15 protein-coding genes are annotated in these 17,322 nt (G+C 62.4%); 12 read left to right on the top strand and 3 right to left on the bottom strand.

Translation table 11 applies throughout. The annotated features are described in order from the left end of the window. Positions 1–58: 58 nt before the first annotated feature. Both PZL22_RS14355 and PZL22_RS14360 read right to left on the bottom strand, forming a co-directional pair. A complete protein-coding gene (locus PZL22_RS14355) occupies positions 59–1,372 on the bottom strand; it encodes a glutamine synthetase family protein (RefSeq protein ID WP_004434142.1) in 1,314 nt (437 codons plus the stop codon). Beyond that, on the bottom strand, positions 1,362–2,264 hold the full coding sequence (locus PZL22_RS14360; RefSeq protein WP_004434149.1) for a MurR/RpiR family transcriptional regulator: 903 nt from the start codon (positions 2,262–2,264) through the stop codon (positions 1,362–1,364). Before PZL22_RS14360 ends, PZL22_RS14355 begins: the two co-directional genes overlap by 11 nt. 158 nt (positions 2,265–2,422) lie before the next feature. Between PZL22_RS14360 and PZL22_RS14365 the strand changes: the two genes are divergently transcribed. The 9 genes from PZL22_RS14365 (at position 2,423) to PZL22_RS14405 (ending at position 10,584) form a co-directional block, all read left to right on the top strand. Then, positions 2,423–3,238: an N-formylglutamate amidohydrolase gene (locus tag PZL22_RS14365; RefSeq protein ID WP_004434152.1), complete on the top strand. Its 816-nt coding sequence runs from the start codon at positions 2,423–2,425 to the stop codon at positions 3,236–3,238. Next, positions 3,228–3,878, top strand: a complete 651-nt coding sequence (locus PZL22_RS14370; protein WP_004434155.1) for a cysteine hydrolase family protein — start codon at positions 3,228–3,230, stop codon at positions 3,876–3,878. Before PZL22_RS14365 ends, PZL22_RS14370 begins: the two co-directional genes overlap by 11 nt. 119 nt (positions 3,879–3,997) lie before the next feature. Continuing rightward, complete coding sequence (locus tag PZL22_RS14375; protein ID WP_004434158.1) at positions 3,998–5,170, top strand: ABC transporter substrate-binding protein; 1,173 nt, start codon at positions 3,998–4,000, stop codon at positions 5,168–5,170. A gap of 51 nt (positions 5,171–5,221) precedes the next feature. Then, positions 5,222–5,956 (top strand): ABC transporter ATP-binding protein, encoded by a 735-nt coding sequence (locus PZL22_RS14380; RefSeq protein WP_004434161.1) that lies wholly within the window; start codon positions 5,222–5,224, stop codon positions 5,954–5,956. Next, complete coding sequence (locus tag PZL22_RS14385; protein WP_004434164.1) at positions 5,949–6,656, top strand: ABC transporter ATP-binding protein; 708 nt, start codon at positions 5,949–5,951, stop codon at positions 6,654–6,656. Before PZL22_RS14380 ends, PZL22_RS14385 begins: the two co-directional genes overlap by 8 nt. Before the next feature lie 3 nt (positions 6,657–6,659). Further along, positions 6,660–7,550 (top strand): branched-chain amino acid ABC transporter permease, encoded by an 891-nt coding sequence (locus PZL22_RS14390; RefSeq protein ID WP_004434166.1) that lies wholly within the window; start codon positions 6,660–6,662, stop codon positions 7,548–7,550. A 12-nt stretch (positions 7,551–7,562) separates the two neighbouring features. After that, entirely contained in the window at positions 7,563–8,591 is a 1,029-nt protein-coding gene (locus PZL22_RS14395) for a branched-chain amino acid ABC transporter permease (protein WP_004434172.1), read from the top strand. Beyond that, positions 8,588–9,256 carry a cysteine hydrolase family protein gene (locus tag PZL22_RS14400; protein WP_004434175.1) on the top strand — a complete coding sequence of 223 codons (669 nt, stop codon included), beginning with the start codon at positions 8,588–8,590 and terminating at the stop codon, positions 9,254–9,256. The genes PZL22_RS14395 and PZL22_RS14400 overlap by 4 nt, the downstream gene beginning before the upstream one ends. 14 nt (positions 9,257–9,270) lie before the next feature. Further along, on the top strand, positions 9,271–10,584 hold the full coding sequence (locus PZL22_RS14405) for an aspartate aminotransferase family protein (protein WP_004434178.1): 1,314 nt from the start codon (positions 9,271–9,273) through the stop codon (positions 10,582–10,584). A gap of 58 nt (positions 10,585–10,642) precedes the next feature. Here the strand turns inward: PZL22_RS14405 and PZL22_RS14410 are convergent, their stop codons facing one another. Continuing rightward, on the bottom strand, positions 10,643–12,118 hold the full coding sequence (locus PZL22_RS14410) for an amidohydrolase family protein (protein WP_004434180.1): 1,476 nt from the start codon (positions 12,116–12,118) through the stop codon (positions 10,643–10,645). Positions 12,119–12,306: 188 nt separating this feature from the next. Between PZL22_RS14410 and PZL22_RS14415 the strand changes: the two genes are divergently transcribed. The 3 genes from PZL22_RS14415 to PZL22_RS14425 all read left to right on the top strand — a co-directional run bounded on the left by PZL22_RS14415 (position 12,307) and on the right by PZL22_RS14425 (position 17,295). Beyond that, a complete protein-coding gene (locus tag PZL22_RS14415) occupies positions 12,307–13,887 on the top strand; it encodes an ABC transporter substrate-binding protein (protein WP_004434183.1) in 1,581 nt (526 codons plus the stop codon). A 77-nt stretch (positions 13,888–13,964) separates the two neighbouring features. Continuing rightward, on the top strand, positions 13,965–15,455 hold the full coding sequence (locus PZL22_RS14420; RefSeq protein WP_033048147.1) for an amidohydrolase family protein: 1,491 nt from the start codon (positions 13,965–13,967) through the stop codon (positions 15,453–15,455). Between the two features lie 277 nt (positions 15,456–15,732). Next, on the top strand, positions 15,733–17,295 hold the full coding sequence (locus PZL22_RS14425) for an ABC transporter substrate-binding protein (RefSeq protein WP_284718698.1): 1,563 nt from the start codon (positions 15,733–15,735) through the stop codon (positions 17,293–17,295). Positions 17,296–17,322: the final 27 nt, after the last annotated feature.

Below are 17,322 nucleotides of genomic sequence, written 5' to 3' on the forward strand. Positions count from 1 at the left end.
GTTTACTTGCACAGCGGCGGCACCTGGCTCCGGGAGATGCCGCTTGTCCCTATCCTTTTCAGTAGACGCTTTCGTAGGCTGCGCAGACCTCCGCCTGGGTCTTGCCCGCAAGATAACCTATCTCGCCCTCCTTATGCTTGACGTAGACGTCGGCAAAGCCTTCGGGGAACCAGCTGCACACCGTCGCATCATCCTTGAAGCGCTGGAGGGCCGCCTCGAGTGTCTGCGGCAGGCGGACGTAGCCACGGGCGGCAAGGGCCTCCGGGCTCAGGAGCGAAAGATCTTCCTGTGTCGCCTCCGGCACCGGGAGACCCTCCTCGATGCCCTGTACCCCGGCATGAACGATTGCCGCGAGGGCAAGATGCGGGTTGGCGGTCGCATCGGCCGCACGGAATTCGAAGTTGAACTGGGCGGCGCGGGCGATGTCGCTGATGTCGGAAACCGGGCAGATGCGCACCGATGCCTCGCGGTCGCGAAAACCGAGATTGTTGAAGGCTGCGCTCCAGCGATGCGGCGTGAGACGCAGGTAGGAGACCACGCTCGGCGCCGTGATCGCAATGATCGAGTCGAGATATTTCAGAATCCCGGCGACGAACTTTCCCGCAACATCGGAAAGCTCATGTTTGCCGTTCGGATCGTAGGTGACCGGGTCACCCGCCGAATCCAGCATGCTCATGTGGACATGCACGCCGTTGCCGACCCCGGCCGGATCGCGGATCGGCGTGAAGGTCGGCTCATAAGAAAGCTCGCGGGCGACGAGACCGACAAGTTCGCGGGTAATCAGCGAATGATCGGCGATGGTGACGCCCCTCTGGGGGCCCATCGTCACCTCGAACTGACCGGCGCCGAACTCCTTCAGAATCGTATCGGGCGTCACGCCCGCCGCACGCATTGCCGCTATGATCGCCTCGCAGAAATGCCGTTCCTCCTGAAACCCTCCGAGCGTGAAGGCCTTGCCGAGATCGCCAAGGCGGTGCTTGAGCTGGAATTCATGCTCGAAGGCACCGTAAAGCGTGACACCCGCCACGCTCTGCAACCGCTGCAGGGCGGCCTCGAGAATAGAGCGCGTGCAGAATTCCCACGGGCGGCCGTCGGTATAGCGAATGTTACCGAGAACGAAGTTCTCCTTCGGCGCCCCCTCCTCGCTTTCGAAGCTGACGCAGGTCGACGGATCGGGAATGAGCATAAGGTCTCCGAGCGAGCCGAAGGGGCTTTCGGCGATCGCGTCGAAGCAGGTGATCTGCACATTGGTCGGCGTCCAGCCGACGCCCCGCCGCAAGCGCTTGTCCATCTGCGCCAGCGGAAAGGCCTTGCCGCGCACCTTGCCCGAGAGATCGCCGCAGCAGGCGACCATCATTTCCTCACGTTTCATCTGCGTCCCCGTTGATGCTGTCCTGGTCGTAGCCCGGCATCGCAAAGCGGATGCCGTCCCAATCCTTGATACGCTTCTGCGTTGCCTCCCAATCGGCCTCCGAGACGCGCACGATGAGTGCCTCGACGAGCGCCATGGCAGCCGAAACCGTGTCCCAGGCCGTGCCGGCGTCGATCGGCAGCGCGACGATGTGATCGGCGCTGCGGGCAGCCGGCGACATCCACTTGTCGGTGACGACGACGATGGTCGCGCCACGCTTCTGGGCGATGTTCTCGGCGAGGCGTGCGAGGCTGAGCTGGTAACGCCGGAAATCGATCAGCAGCACGACATCCTTCCTGCGCATGCGCAGGACATGCTCCGGCCAGAATTCCGGGTTGTCGGCCATGTGGTAGATGCCGCTGCGGATCTGCCGGAGATGGATCGACAGGAAGGAAGCGATGCTGTCGCTGACGCGCCCCCCGAGCAGGAAGATGTTGCGCGACGGGTCGGCGAGAAGCTCGGCCAGAATGTCGAACTGTGCCTGCGAGACCATCCCCGTCATTTCCCCCATGACGGCCGAAACACGCGCTACATATTCCGACAGGAACTCCGAATGGCCGACCGGCCTCTGGCTGGATTTGAGGTCGAGGGGCGAGCGCCGGCCCTCCTTCAGCTCGGCGATCAACTGGCGTTGCAGGTCCTGAAAGCCGCCGCAGCCGATCTTACTGACGAAACGGGTGATGGAGGGCGCGCTGACGCCGGTCTTGGCCGCCAGTTCCTGAATGCTTTCCAGGCCGGTGAATGGGTAATCGGCGAGAATGGCATTGGCGATCTTGCGCTCGCTGGCCGTCAGCTGCCCGGCGGCCTCGCGGATTCTCGTGCGGATCGTCGTCGACGATTTCCCATCGCTCATCGGCGTCTCTTCCCCTTGTTGGAACGAATATTCGCGTCATGAAAAAAATTAGTCAAATAGAAAAATCAGATTGACTATGATTGAAAAATTTCTTTGACTGATCGCCATCGAAGCCCGCGCCGCCGGCCCGCGCCGGACCGCACGACGGATCTCATCTCATGCTCAGGCTCGCAGATCGCGACACGACCGGATTGCTGCAGGCGGGTGACCCCGATCCCGTAGAATGGATCAATCCCACCGGCCGATCGACGATCTTCCTCACCTGCGAACATGCGGGCCGTGCCCTGCCTGCAGCGCTTGGCGATCTCGGCATTGCACCCGAGGAAATGGAGCGCCACATCGCCTACGACGTCGGCGCCGAGGGTGTTGCGCGCGGCATTTCCGAACGCCTCGATGCAGCGCTCGTCCTGCAGCGATACAGCCGGCTCGTCATCGACTGCAACCGTCCCTTCGAAGCGACGGACTGCTTCGTGGCGCAGAGCGACGGGACCGTCGTTCCGGTCAATGCGGACCTGTCCGACCGCGAACGCCTCGGCCGCTACGTGGAAATCCATCAGCCGCTGCACGAGGCGATCGCCGGCGGGCTCGATCAGCGACAGGCGACCGGCAAGCCGCTCTTCCTCGTCTCGGTACACAGCTTCACGCCCGTGATGCGCGCGACCGGCGCAGTCCGGAATTTCGAACTCGGCCTTCTCTACAATCGCGACGCCCGTTTCGCCCAACGACTGGCCGAAACCTTCCGCGCCGCCAATCCGGACGTTACCGTCAGGCTCAACGAGCCGTACCACGTCGACGATCTCTCCGATTACACGATCCCCGTGCACGGCGAGCGGCGCGGCATTCCGCATGTGCTTCTCGAAGTGCGCAACGACCTCATCAACGACGCCCGCGGGCAACAGGAATGGGCGGACCGGCTGGCCGGCCCCCTCCGACTTGCGGCAGAAAGCATCGAAGGAACCAATGATGGCCGCTGACCATCTGACCACCCGCGACGTGCCGCTAGACCCGGCCGCTTCCGCCATCCTGTTCATCGACGTGCAGAACTTTTCGGTCAGCCGCGAGGGGGGCGAGTTCAAGGATGTCTCCGATGCGGATATTGCCGGCAAGTACGGCTACTACTTCAACCGTATCCGCGAGGTGGCGATACCGAACATGCAGCGCCTGCTCGTCGGTTTCCGCAAGGCCGGCATCGAGGTGTTGCACACGACGATCGAGAGCCTGACGAAGGACGGCCGCGACCGCAGCCTCGACTACAAGATCACCGGCTTCAACGTGCCGAAGGGCTCCTGGGATGGTAAGGTAATCGATGAGCTCGAACCGCTGGAGGACGAAATCGTCTTCCCGAAGAGTTCCTCCAGTGTCTTCGTCTCCACCCATATCGACTATGTGCTGCGTAATCTCGGGGTGAGGCAGATCGTACTGTGCGGCCTCCTGACCGACCAATGCGTGGAATCGGCAGTGCGCGACGCCTGCGACCTCAACTATCTGGTGACGCTCGTACCGGATGCCTGCGGCACCTATTCCGAGGAACGTCACTGCACCTCGCTGAGCGCAATCAAGGGCTATTGCCGCCAGATATCGACCGACGATCTTTTGAAGGAAATCGGGCAGTAACTGCGCAAACGGCCGACGGGAGGCAAATAAGGAGCATACGAGAGCGGTCCGCACAAGAAGGTCAAAAGACCAGGCCGCAGAACCATCACTGCCGAATGGCATCAATAAGGGGAACGACCATGAACAAGACTTCCAGACTGTTTCTCGCAGCGGCGAGCTTCGCGCTTGCCTCTTCCACAGCCATTGCCGACGACGACAAGATCCTGATCGGCGGCGCACTCTCGATGACGGGCATTCAGGCTCCCCTCGACACGCCCGGCTACAACGGCGCGAAGGTCGCCGTGAAGTATCTCAACGACAATGGCGGCTTGCTGGGCAAGCAGATCGAGTTCATCAACATCGACGGCAAGTCGGATCCGGTGACGGTCGGCAATGTCGCGGTCGAACTGATCGACAAGGGTGCCGAGATCATCATCGCACCGTGCGATTTCGACTTCGGTTCGCCCGCGAGCCGGGAGGCGCAATCGGCAGGCCTCGTCGGCATCTCGACTTGCGCCTCCGACCCGCTCTATTCCTCCTGGTCGCTCGGCGACAAGCAGTTCACGCTCTCCATGTGGAATACTACGATGGGCGCGACGGCCGCCGATTTCGCCGTGAAAGAAAAGGGCTGGAAGACGGCCTATGTCGTCACCGACCAGTTCATCGCCTATACCAAGTCGCTCTCGAAATATTTCGTGGAGCAATTCAAGGCCGATGGCGGCGAGATTCTGCTCGAAGACACCTACACGAACGGCGACAATAATTTTTCCGCCCAGCTCGCCCGTCTCCAGGCGCTCGGCAAGAAGCCGGACGTGATCTTCGTCTCCTCTTACGGAACCGACATCGGTGTGATCATCCGCGCATTGCGCGAGGTCGGTTACGATGCGCCGGTTCTCGGCGGTGACGCCTATGACGACCCGGCCATGCACGAGGCGCTCGGCGAAAAATTCGGCAACGACGTCTATTTCGTCACGCATACCTGGATGGGCCCGGAGGCACATCCGGACATGCCGAAGTTCATCGAGCTCTATAAGGAGATGTTCGGCAAGGCGCCGGACACGTCCTTCGTCTCGACGGGCTGGGATACGATCATGCTGCTCGCCGAGGCGGTCAAGGCGGCCGGAACGACCGAAGGCGCAGCGCTCGCCAAGGCACTGGAAGATGGCCAGTTCAAGCTGCTGACCGGCGATCTCGACTACGGCACGAACGAGGAAGGCCATGTGCCGAACAAGGCTGCGGCCGTGATCGAGCTCAAGGGCGGCAAGCCGAGCTTCGTCGGATGGCGTAAGCCGGAATCCCTGCCTAAGCCCTGATCGGTCAATTCGGGTCGGCCGCAAGGCCGGCCCCATCACTTCGGAAAAGCCATGTCTGAAACGCGTCTCGCGGTAAACGACGTGTCGGTGGAATTCACCGGCCTGCGCGCACTCGACCATGTCTCGCTCTCGGTCGCCGCCGGCGAGGTCGTCGGCCTCATCGGGCCGAACGGCTCCGGCAAGACGACGCTCATCAATGCCATCACCGGCCAGGTGAAGCTGGCGACCGGCACGATCGCCGCCGGCGACACCACGCTGTCGGGTCTCTCGCCGCGCGAGATCGCGCTTGCGGGCGTCAGCCGCTCCTTCCAGATCGTACGCATTTTCAACTCTATGACGGTCATGGAGAATGTCGAGGCGGCGGCGCTGGCAAAGGGCGCCTCCCGCACCGTGTCGGCTGAACGCGCGAAAGGCCTGCTGGCCGAACTCGGCCTGACGGCGAAGGCGGACGAGCTTGGCGAAAGCCTCAGCTATGGCGACAAGCGCCGCGTCGAAATCGCCCGGGCGCTCGCCGCCGAGCCGCGCTTTCTGCTGCTCGACGAGCCCGCCGCCGGCATGAACGATGCCGAGACGGAAACCCTGCTGCACACGCTCGCCGAGTTGCCCGAGAAACGCGGCCTCGGCCTTCTGATCATCGACCACGACATGGGTCTCATCATGCGCCTCTGCCACAGGCTGCATGTGCTCGCCTCCGGCCGCACGATCGCGGAGGGCGACGCCGCCCATGTCCGCAGCCACCCGGCCGTTATCGAAGCCTATCTCGGCAAGGGGGCGGCCCATGCTTGACGTAACCGACCTTTCCGTCAGCTACGGTGCGATCCGCGCTGTGCGCAGCATCAGCTTCACGCTTGGAAAGGGTGAGCTGGTGAGCCTGCTCGGCGCCAATGGTGCCGGCAAATCCTCGACCATCAAGTGCATCGCCGGCGCGCTGAAAGCCTCCGGCGGCACGATCACGCTCGAAGGCAAGGACATCACCGCGGCGAGCCCCGAACAGGTCGTGCGCGCGGGCCTTGCCACCGTGCCGGAAACCCGCGACGTCTTCCCGGACCTGACGGTCGCCGAAAACCTGATGCTCGGCGCCTATATCCACCGCCGCGACCAGGCCGGCAACCGCGACAACCTCGAGAAGCTGAACACGCTCTTCCCGCGCCTTGCCGAGCGCTCGAAACAGGCGGCCGGCACGCTCTCCGGCGGCGAGCAACAGATGCTCGTCATCGCCCGCGCGCTGATGGCGCGGCCACGGGTGCTTCTTCTGGACGAACCCTCGCTCGGCCTTGCGCCGGCCATCGTCGAACGCATCTTCGAGATGATCGAGACGCTGAAGAAATCCGGCCTCACCATCCTGCTCGTCGAGCAGAACGTGAACCAGGCGCTCGCCGTCGCCGACCGCGCCTTCGTCATGCGCCTCGGCGCCATCGTCGCATCAGGCACGGCCGAGGAAATCCGCTCGACCAGCGACCTCAGCGCGCATTATCTGGGAGGCTGATCCATGGCTTTCGCGATCCAGTTCGTCATCGACGTCCTGAGCCTCGGCGGCGCCTATGCGCTCATGGCACTCGGCCTCGTCATCATCTACGGCATCCTGCGCCTCGTGAACTTCGCCTATGGCGAACTCATCATGGTGGCCGGCTACACGATGTTTCTCGCCAGCGGCTCGGACCTGCCCTGGATCGTCATGGCGGTGCTCGCCGTCGGCATGGCCATCCTCTTCGGCATCATCACCGACTATGCCGCCTTCCGTCCGGTGCGGGCCAAATCGGTGACGGCAGTGCTGATCACATCCTTCGCCTTCTCCAACCTGCTGCAGAACGCGGCGCTCCTCTTCATCTCGCCGCGCCCTCGCAACGTGCCGCTGCCGGACATCTTCTCGCAGACCGTCTCGATCGGCGGTGCGATCACCCCGGTCCGCAACCTCATCACCATCGCCGCCTCCATCGCCCTGCTAGCCGGCGTCGCCTTCCTGATGCGCAGGACGACGCTCGGCATCGCCATGCGCGCAGCGGCGACGAACTTCACCATGGCGCGCATGCTGGGAGTGCCGGCGAACCTCATCATCTCGTCCGCCTTCGCCCTTTCCGGCTTCCTCGCCGGCGTCGTCGGCATTCTCTGGATCGGCCGCATCGGCACCGTCGTTCCGGGCGTCGGCCTGGAGCCGCTGCTCGTCGCCTTCATCGCCACGGTCATCGGCGGCATGCGGAGCCTGCCCGGCGCGGTTGTCGGGGGCTTCCTGCTCGCCCTCATCGACACCACGCTCAACTACACCCTGTCGCAGGATCTGCTGAAATTCCGCGACGCCTTCACCTTCAGCCTCGTCATCCTGATCCTGCTCTGGCGCCCCGACGGCCTCATCAGGGGTCCGGCGAGCGGACAGCGGACCTGAGGGAGCGCGACCATGAAACACTCCTATTTCACCGCCCTCATTCTCATCGGCGTCATCGTTATCATCGCCGTCGGAAGCCAGCTCCTCGGAATCCGCCTCTACGACCGTATCGCCACCAACCTGCTGATCTCGCTCGTGCTGGTCATCGGCCTGCAGACCTTCATGGGCAATTCTGGCCTGCTCTCCTTCGCCCATATCGGCTTCATGGGCCTCGGCGCCTACACGTCCGCCGTGCTCACCATCCCGGCTCAGATGAAGGGCATGGCGCTGCCGGATCTCTACGAGTTCATGAAGGTCGTGGAGGTTTCGCCGCTCCTCGCCATGTTCGCGGCGGGCGTGCTTGCCGCCGTCATCGCGGCCATCGTCGCCTATCCGCTGATGCGGCTTTCGGATGCGGCGTCGGTGATCACCTCCTTCGCGCTGCTCGTCGTGCTCTACACGGTCATGAACAACTGGAGCGCCTTCACCAACGGCCCGCGCACGCTCTTCGGCCTGCCGAAGACGACGGACATGCCGGTCGCCGCGATCGTCGCAGCCATCGTGGTGGTCGTGGCGCTTGCCTTCAAGGAATCGCGGACAGGCAAGCTGCTGCGCGCCTCGCGGGAGGACGAGGTCGCCGCGGCGGCCCTCGGCGCCGACATTCCGCAACTGCGCTGGCGCGCCTTCATCCTTGCCGCATTCATCGCCGGCATCGGCGGAGCGCTGTGGGGACATTTCATCACCTCGTTCGCGCCGAAAGCCTTCTATCTGAAGGAGACGTTCCTCATCATCGCCATGCTGGTGATCGGCGGCGCCAACACCGTGACAGGCGCCGTGGCCGGCACGATTCTCGTCACCTTCGCCTATGAGGGGCTGCGCGGCACGGAAGGCGCGCTCAACGCCACCGCCCTGGGCGCCGGCCAGGTCGTCGGCCTCACGGAAATCGTCCTCGCGCTCGCCATGATCGCCGTGATGATCGTCAAGCCGGGCGGTCTCTTCCCGAACCGCGAGATAGGCCACATCCTCACCCGCGCCCGCCGCAAGAAGGAGACAGTTGCATGAACTGGAAGACCGCCTACCGATCTTTCTACTATGCCGGTGCCGAGGAGCCGGACGACATCGCGCTCGATCCGGAGACGACGGCGCTGCTGGTCATAGACATCCAGAACACCTATCTCGACCCGAAGGATACGCCTGAGGAAACCGCCCGCTGGCAACCTTTCTACGAGCGTATGCGCAAAACGGTGATACCGAACACGGCGCGGCTGATCGACGAATGCCGCAAGCGCAAGGTGGAGGTCATCTTCGCCCGCATCGCCTGCCTGAAGCCGGACGGGCGCGACCGCTCGCTGAGCCAGAAGAAGCCCGGCTTCAATTACCTGCTCCTGCCGAAGGAGCTGCCCGAGGGACAGATCGTTCCGGAGCTGGAACCGCGTAGCGACGAGATCGTCGTCACAAAGACGACAGACAGTGCGCTGACCGGTACGAACCTTCGCCTCATCCTCCACAATATGGGCATCAAGGACGTCATCTGCTGCGGCATCTTCACCGACCAGTGCGTCTCCTCGACAGTGCGCAGCCTTGCGGATGAAAGTTTCGGCGTGGTCGTCGTCGACGATTGCGGCGCCGCAGCGACGGACGATCTGCACCGGCGGGAACTGGAAATCATCAACATGATCTACTGCCATGTCGTCTCGCTCGAAGAGGTTCTCACCTTTTTCAAATAGAGGAGATTGCCTGCGTGCCCGGTCTCTACGCCCGCGAAAGCCGCTCGGTTTCCAAAATGGCGCATCTGCGGTTTTTTCCGCAGGCGGTCGTCGGGGGCAGCGGCGCCTATCTGACCGCCGACGACGGGCGGCAGCTTCTCGATTTCTCCGCCTCCTGGGGCGCGGCAAGCCTCGGCCACTCCCACCCGGCGATCCGTGAGGCGGTGGGCCGCGCGCTCTCCGATCAGGCGGGCGCGAGCTATCTTTCATCGGCCAACGAGGCTTGCGTGCTGCTCGCCGAAAAGCTGCTTTCGCTCGTGCCGGAGCGCGCCCGCGGCCGCGTCTGGTTCGGCCATTCCGGCTCCGACGCCAATGAGACGGTCGCCCGCATCGTCGTCGCCGCCACCGGCCGGCCGCGCATTCTTGCGTTCCACGGGGCCTATCACGGCGGCACCATCGGTTCCATGGGCGTTTCCGGCCATCCGGCACAACAGGGCAGTCGGGCAGAAGGCCTGACGCTCGTGCCCTATCCGAACAGCTATGCCGCGGGCAGCCCCGAGGCTGCAAGGGACGCCGCGCTCGCCCACCTTGAGCGGCTCTTCGAGACCGAAGTGCCGCCGGAAGAGGTCGCAGCCTTCTTCATCGAGCCGATCCAGTCGGACGGCGGCATGCTGGTGCCGCCGGACGGGTTCTTCAAGGCGGTGGAAGCGCTCTGCCGCAGACACGGCATTCTGATCGTCTCGGACGAAGTGAAGGTCGGCCTCGGCCGCAGCGGCCGCTTCAACGCCTTCGAGCATTCCGGTATCGAACCGGACATCGTCGTCTTCGGCAAGGGCCTTGGCGGCGGCCTGCCGATCTCTGCGGTGGTCGGTCCGGAAGCCATCATGAACCACAGCGTTGCCTTCTCGCTGCAGACCGTGCACGGCAATCCCGTCTGCGCGGCCGCCGCGCTGGCCGTGTTGCAGACGATCGAGCGCGACCACCTCATCTTGAATGCGGAAAGAAGCGGCAAGGTGCTGCGCGAAGCGCTTGACCGCCTTACCGCCCGCCACACGCTGATCGGCGATGTGCGCGGCCGCGGCCTCGCCCTCGGCATCGAACTTGTGACCGATCCCGCCAGCCGCGAACCGGCTTCACGTCAGGCGGCGCTGACCGTCTACCGCGCCTTCCAACTCGGTCTCGTCCTCTATTATGTCGGCGTGCAGTCCAACGTCCTCGAACTCACGCCGCCACTGACATTGACGCCGGCGGAGGCCGAGTCGGGTGTGGCTATGCTCGGCCAGGCGCTCGCCGATGTGGCGGCTGGGCGGATCGATGAGGCCTTGCTCAGAGATTTTGCCGGCTGGTAACGGCGTCGCTGGTATTCACGGACGCATTGCGGGCTTCCTGGTCTCCCATCAGCTGAGTTCAGTGGTCCGGCACGGGCGGCAGCGGAATCGGACTTTGGAACGTGCGATGTAATTGCTTCCAGCCGGGATCGTGTATGTGAGCGTGCAGACCGGCCCGCTCCACAAGCGCCTTTGCTTCGGCTTCACCGAAAGCCAGCGCCTCATGCATGTCGGCGGTCAGTACCCTGCCCTCCTCCATGATGATCCTGCCGTCGACGATCACCGTATCGACATCGCTGCCGAGAACCTGGTGGATCAGCCGGTGAACCGGCATCCAGTTGGGCGTCAGATGCGGCTTGCGCATGTCGATGATGACGATATCCGCCTTTTTGCCAACCTCGAGCGAACCGATCTCGTGATCCATGCCGATGGCGCCGGCCGCATCGATGGTGATCATCTCGAAAACCTTACCCGGCGGCAGGATATAGCGGTCGTGATTGTGCAGGATGTGCTGGGTGGCTTGGGCGCTGCGCGCGATCTGGAGCATATCGAAATGACGGCTCGGAGCCGCGCCGTCCGAAGTGATCGCAACCGGCACGCCCCGGGCCATCATCTCCATGATCGGGGTGGAGCGTCCGGGTGGCGCGTGGGTGACATGGGTGCCGGTTTCGGCCAGGATGTCGATCTCTTCGTGGGAAATTCCCCAGCAATGCTGCAGGTGCACATCGGGGCCCAGCAGCGCGTTTTCCCTGTCCTGCCAGGCCATGCGTATCTGTCCGGCGAAGGCATCGGAATGAATGCGGACGCCCCATTTGCGCGCAGTTTCGCGAATGCGCCGCGCCTGCATCCGGTCATTTTCAGTCAGATTGACGGCAAAGTCCGGTGTCGATGCGTTCGACGGTTCGACCGAAGGCACGATCGTGAACGGCGTCAGGAAGACCTTGATGCGCCCGTCGGCCGTTCCGTTCAGGCTTTCGATGACGGCTTCGGCGCCCTCGATCATCTCCTCGAAGGAGACGCTGCGCCGCTCCGGCTTGCCGCTTTCCCACCGCGTGACCGATTGCGGCCAGGGCAGACCCGCTGGGCCAACACAGATGATCTCGCGAAGCCCGAGTTCCGAATAGGCGCGAGCATGATTGATCGCGAATACCGGATCGTCGCTGCGCGGCATCGATGTGATGATGCTGGCCGAGGTGGTCACGCCCGCACGAAGTCTTTCCAGGCCCGAGACGAGGCCATCCGCATACCAGTAGTCGCGGGTGACATAGTGATAGTAGGTCGGCGTCACTATGCGCATCCAGAGCGAATTGGTGTCCGCGCCAATGCTGCGGATCAGGGCATGGCCGGCGTGCCCATGAGCATCGATCAGCCCGGGAATGATCATCTTGCCCCGGCAGTCGATCACCTTCTTTCCGGCATGACGGGGAGCCAGCGCTTGCGATGTGTCGATGTCGACAATCCTGTCGTTCTCGATTGCCAGCGCACCATCGTCGATGATCCGCCGTGTCTCGTCGACGGTGACGATCGTCCCGTGAAGCAGCAGGAACCCATCCATTTCCTATTCCCTTCAAAAATGCCGTTGGCGGTATTTCGATGCGCGTTTCAGCGCCCGTGGTGCCGTTTCGAACTGTCGATGTTCTGATTCATAATTGGCAACAATATCGTTGACAATAAAACAATCGGTTATGATACTGCCCAAAAATGCGGGCCAACCAGTCTATCGACCGTCATAAGGGGAAGTTCATGTCGCGTTTAAACAGGTTTCTGATATCGGCACTTGCCGCAGCGGCTATTGCCGCGCCGGCGCTGGCCACTTCGGCAAATGCCGCGACGCTGCGTTGGGGCAGCCGGGCAGATATCTATTCGCTCGATCCGGATTCCGTTCCCTCGACATCCAATCTGGCGTTCCTGAACCACATCTATGAAGGTCTGATCCGTTATGGCCCGAACTTCGAGATCGAGCCGGCGCTCGCCACCGAGTGGAAGCTGATCGACAGCAAACACTGGCGTTTCACCCTGCGCAAAGGCGTGAAATTCCACGACGGCGCGGATTTCACCGCCGACGACGTGGTCGCCTCGATGAACCGCGTTTCGGACCCGACTTCGCCCCTGCGCGGCAATATTCCGCTCTATGTCGGCGTCAAGAAGGTCGATGATTTCACGGTCGATATCGAGGTGTCGGCGCCGAGTGCGCTGTTCCTGAACGACATGACCAATATCTTCATGTTCAGCGCCAAATGGCTGAAGGACAACAACGCGGAAAAGCCGACCGATATTGCGTCCAACACCGAGAATTACGCCACGCACAACACGAACGGCACAGGCCCGTTCAAGCTGGAAAGCCGCGTTCCGGACAGCAAGACCGTTCTCCTCGTCAACGATCAGTGGTGGGATCAGAAGAAGCACAATCTGGACCGGATCGAATATATTCCGATCTCGTCGGCGGCAACGCGTGTAGCGGCGCTTCTTTCCAGCGAAATCGATCTGCTCGATTCCGCCCCCATTCAGGATCTTCCCCGTCTGGAATCCTCGCCGGGCATCACCGTGAGCAAGCGCACGGAGCTGCGTACGGTTTTCATCGGCTTCAACGGCAAGGAGAAGCTTGAAGACGGGCGTCCGAACCCGTTCCTGGACCTTCGCGTCCGTCAGGCCGTGGAAGCAAGCATCGATCGCGATCTCATCAACAAGAAGATCATGCGCGGTCTGGCGCGGCCTTCCGGCTCGCTCATCGCACCGGAAATCGCCGGCTATGCGAAGTCGCTCGACACTTATCAGCCTGCCGATTCCAAGCTTGCCCAGAAGCTGCTCGAAGATGCCGGCCAGAAGGATCTCGCCTTCACCTATCTGTGCATGAACGACGAGAGCATCAACGAGGAAGACATCTGCTCGGGCATTGCAAACATGCTCAAGCGTGCCGGCTTCCAGCCCACCATCGACATGGGCCCCCGCGCCGTGCAGCAGCCGAAGCGCACCAATGGCAAGGCCGACATGTTCAATCTGAGCTGGGCAAACGAACCGACACTCGATGCCTATTCGCTGCTGTCTCAGGTTCTCTCCACACGCAGCGGCTCGACGGGCGTGTCCAACTATGGCGGCTGGTCCTATCCGGAACTCGACGATCTGGTGAAGAAGGCGGCACAGGAACCTGACACCGCCAAGCGTCTCGCGCTGGAAGAACAGGCGCTGAAAATCGCCAAGGATAAGGCCATCCTGATCCCGCTTCACCAGCAGCCGATCGCCTGGGGCATGCTGGACAAGGTCAAGAGCGTGGATTTCCGCGCCGACAACAAGCCGCGCCACTGGCACACGCAAATGGCCGAATAGGCTGACTTCGAGCCCGCAATCAGAGCGTTTCACCCCGGTGAGGCGCTCTTTTGATATGCAGCAGGATCGAAAATCTCATGAAACCTGATCTATCCAGCCATCTCGTTCTGGGTGAACGGCCCGATGGGAGAACGCTGATAACCGCACGATGGGTGCTCGCCTGGCGCGATGGCGGCCACGCTCTGATCCCCGACGGCGAAATCGTCGTGGAGCGAAACGAGGTGCTTTATGCCGGGCCGCGCTTCGAGGGGGACGTGGCGCGCCGTATCGATTTCGGTACGGCGCTGGTCAGCCCCGGCCTGATCGACCTCGACGCCCTGTCCGATCTCGATACCTACCTGCTCGTCCATGACAACCAGCCCGGTTGGGCCAAAGGGCGCATCTGGCCGCGTTCCTACGTGGAGAGCGGACCTTATGAGATGTATTCCGCCGAGGAGCTGGCGTTCCAGAAGCGGTTCGCTTTCGGCCTCCTGCTGTTGAACGGCATCACCACCGCCGCGCCCATCGCTTCACTCTACTATCGCCAATGGGCCGAGACCGTCGCGGAATTCGAGGCTGCGGCCGAGGCGGCGGGCGATCTCGGGCTCAGGGTCTTTCTGAGCCCCGCCTATCGCTCCGGTGGGATGATCCTGGAGGGTCCAGGGCGTATCGAGCCGGCATTCGACGAGCCGCGGGGACTGCAAGGCCTTGCGGACGCGATCGATTTCATCGAGCGCAACCACGGCCGACATAACGGCCTTGTCAACGGAATGCTGGCGCCGGACCGTATCGAAACCTGCACATTGCACCTGTTGCAGCGCACCATGGCCGCGGCGCGCGATCTCGATTGCCGCGTCAGAATTCATATGGCGCAGGGCAATCTGGAACTCGAGACCATGCGCAGGCTCCATGGAGTTTCCGCGCCGCAATGGCTGGCGGATCATGGGCTCATGAGCGAAAGGCTGATCGCGCCGCATGGAACCTACGCCTCGCCACAGGATCTGCAGCTCTACGCGCAACACGGTGTTTCGATAGCCCATTCGCCGCTGGTTTCGGCGCGCATGGGCAGCATTCTCAATTCCTTCGCCGCCTGCCGCAGCCTCGGCATCAATATCGGCATGGCTACGGATACCGCGCCGCCCGACATGTTGATGAACCTGCTGGTCGGGTTGATCGCCTGCCGTATCGGCGAAAAGGCTTCGGATGCGGTATTCTCGAAAGATCTGTTCGATGCCGCCACGCTCGGCGGCGCGAAAGCGCTGGGTCGCAGGGACCTCGGGCGGCTCGCCGCCGGCGCCAAAGCGGATATCGCCGTCTTCCGTCTCGACGATGTCCATATGACCCCGAGCGTCGATCCCGTCACCACGCTGGTCGTCGGCGGTTCCGGCAAGGTGACGCAGGCCGTCTTTGTCGACGGGCGCCTTTCCATGCTGGACGGCAAGGTTGCCGGCATCGACATGATTGCGGCGCGCGAGCAGGCGCAGCAACAATATGACGGCCTGATTGCCAAATATCCGGATCGCAGTTGGCGGCATCCGCCTGTCGGGAAAATCTTCTCGCCGAGCTATCCAGTATGGAAGATCCAGTAGGGACTCGCCTGGATCGAGCATTTTGTCGACATACATCGTGATGCCGAATGGACAAATATTGTCTACAATCACGTTGACAACTTTTTGCCGATCGCCATACTATCCTCACATGACCTGGGAGGCAGGTCATGTCGTAAGGAGGAAAATCACACCCAACCCCGGTGCGCGCCCATCCGGCGCAAGCGTTTGAGAATACCGCAACCGGCGACGGATGCGGCGGTGCATGACAACAGACCTCCGAAAAGGAGGCGCAAATTTCCAGAAGCGGAGCAAACTTATGATGAAGAAACTTGGCCTTGCGGCCACGATGCTGATGGGCCTGACCTTGTCCGGCCACGCCGAAACGCTGAATTGGGGAGCGGCGCGCGATATCTACTCGCTTGATCCCTATTCCTATGGCGACAGCTATACGCTGTCCTTTCTCAATCATGTCTATGAAGGATTGGTGCGCTACGACGCCAATCTGAAGATCGAACCGGCCCTTGCCGAATCCTGGGAAACTGTTTCCGACACGGTCTGGCGCTTTCACCTGCGTAAGGGTGTGAAATTCCACGATGGCGCGGAATTCACTGCCGACGACGTGCTCGCATCCCTGAAGCGCGTCAGCGATCCGGTTTCGCCGCTTCGCGGCAACCTGCCGGCCTACAAGTCCTCCAAGAAGGTGGACGACCATACGATCGATATCGAGCTGAGCGGGCCCTATCCGCTGCTTCTCAACGACCTCACCAACATCCACGTCTTCGATGCTGGCTGGCTGAAGACCAACAATTCGGAAAAGCCGACCGATGTCGGCGCGAAGATCGAAGGCTACGCCACCTATCACACCAACGGCACCGGTCCGTTCAAGCTGGAAAGCAGGGTGCCGGATTCCAAGACGGTCCTCGTGAAAAACCCGGACTGGTGGGACAAGACCTCCAAGTCCAACGTCGACCGCATCGAGTTCACGCCGATCACCTCGGCGGGGACGCGCGTCGCCGCGCTCCTGTCCGGCGAAGTCAACTTCACGGAAAACGCACCGTCGCAGGATCTGCCGCGGCTGCAGGCGCAGCCCGACCTGAAAGTCATGGAGCGCACCGATCTGCGTACCGTCATGGTCGGCTTCAACCGCAAGCCGGAACTCGCAAACGGTTCGGAGAACAAATTCAACGACCTGCGCGTGCGTCAGGCTTTTGCCCATGCGCTCGACCGGGATCTGATCCAGCAGCGCGTCATGCGCGGCAAGTCGCGCACGGCAGGCGCGGTGGTCGCGCCGGAAATTCCGGGTTACGCTCCCGAGCTGGACACGACGCTGGCATTCGATCCTGCCCTTTCGAAGAAGCTTCTGGCCGAGGCTGGCGCTTCGGACTATCCGTTCACGCTGGTCTGCACGACCGACGCCTATGTGAACGAGGAAGAGCTCTGCCAGGGGCTGGTGAACCTTTTGAGCCGCGCGGGCTTCAAACCGCAGCTCGACATTGCCCCCACCGCCGCACAGGCGCCGAAGCGTACGAGCGGCAAGTCCGACGTCTATCTGATCGGCTGGGCCACGGAACCGATGCTCGACAGCTATTCGATCCTTCTCCAGATGATTCAGACGAAGACGGCCAATGCCGGCGTCTTCAACTGGGGCGGCTGGAGCTATCCGGAGATCGACAAGCTGATCGTGCAGGCCTCGACCGAAATGGATCGCACCAAGCGCTTGGCGCTGCAAAGCAAGGCGCTGCAAATGGTGAAGGACGAGATCGTGATGCTGCCCTTGCACCAGCAGCCGATGGCCTGGGTCATGTCGAACAAGATCGACAAGATCGTGCAACTGCCGGACAACAAGCCGCGCCACTGGCTGACGCAGTTTGCCGAATAATCCAATCACGACGCTCCGGGGAGGTGG

Source organism: Ensifer meliloti (assembly GCF_030064585.1).
GTDB lineage: Bacteria > Pseudomonadota > Alphaproteobacteria > Rhizobiales > Rhizobiaceae > Sinorhizobium > Sinorhizobium meliloti.